We start from the raw sequence: 1,436 nt of genomic DNA on the forward strand, positions 1-1,436 counted from the left end.
GCCTGAGAGGTGATGCGTAGCCGATTGAGGCGAATTCAGTGATCCTATGCTGCCGAGAAAAGCCTCTAGCGAGCTGGTACATGGCCCGTACCCCAAACCGACACAGGTGGTCAGGTAGAGAATACTAAGGCGATCGAGATAACTGTGGTTAAGGAACTCGGCAAAATACCTCCGTAACTTCGGGAGAAGGAGGGCCCGGTCTGGTGACGGCACTTGCTGCCTGAGCTGGGTTGGGTCGCAGAGACCAGTGAGAAGCGACTGTTTACTAAAAACACAGGTCCGTGCGAAGTCGTAAGACGATGTATACGGACTGACGCCTGCCCGGTGCCGGAAGGTTAAGAGGACCGGTTAGCTGACTTCGGTCGGCGAAGCTGAGAATTTAAGCCCCGGTAAACGGCGGTGGTAACTATAACCATCCTAAGGTAGCGAAATTCCTTGTCGGGTAAGTTCCGACCTGCACGAATGGCGTAACGACTTCTCAGCTGTCTCAACCACAGACTCGGCGAAATTGCATTACGAGTAAAGATGCTCGTTACGCGCGGCAGGACGAAAAGACCCCGGGACCTTCACTATAGCTTGGTATTGGTGTTCGGTACGGTTTGTGTAGGATAGGTGGGAGACTGTGAAAGCGGCACGCCAGTGTCGTGGGAGTCGTCGTTGAAATACCACTCTGATCGTATTGGACCTCTAACCTCGGACCATGATCTGGTTCAGGGACAGTGCCTGGTGGGTAGTTTAACTGGGGCGGTTGCCTCCCAAAATGTAACGGAGGCGCCCAAAGGTTCCCTCAGCCTGGTTGGCAATCAGGTGTCGAGTGCAAGTGCACAAGGGAGCTTGACTGTGAGACCGACAGGTCGAGCAGGGACGAAAGTCGGGACTAGTGATCCGGCACCGGCAAGTGGAAGCGGTGTCGCTCAACGGATAAAAGGTACCCCGGGGATAACAGGCTGATCTTCCCCAAGAGTCCATATCGACGGGATGGTTTGGCACCTCGATGTCGGCTCGTCGCATCCTGGGGCTGGAGTAGGTCCCAAGGGTTGGGCTGTTCGCCCATTAAAGCGGCACGCGAGCTGGGTTTAGAACGTCGTGAGACAGTTCGGTCTCTATCCGCCGCGCGCGTCAGAAACTTGAGGAAGGCTGTCCCTAGTACGAGAGGACCGGGACGGACGAACCTCTGGTGTGCCAGTTGTCCTGCCAAGGGCACGGCTGGTTAGCTACGTTCGGAAGGGATAACCGCTGAAAGCATCTAAGCGGGAAGCCTGTTCCAAGATGAGGTTTCTCACCCCCTTCGAGGGGTTAAGGCCCCCAACAGACCATTGGGTTGATAGGCCAGAACTGGAAGTGCGGTAACGCATGTAGGTGACTGGTACTAATAGGCCGAGGACTTACCAACAAAGAAGCTACGCGTCCACTGTGCGGTATCTGAAACAACACAC

At 55.3% G+C, this 1,436-nt stretch carries 1 rRNA gene; it reads left to right on the forward strand.

The features are described from left to right. Nucleotides 1-1,393, forward strand: a 23S ribosomal RNA gene (locus ACWIGI_RS41645); the annotation flags it as partial. Nucleotides 1,394-1,436: the final 43 nt, after the last annotated feature.

This window comes from Nocardia sp. NPDC055321, from assembly GCF_053645575.1.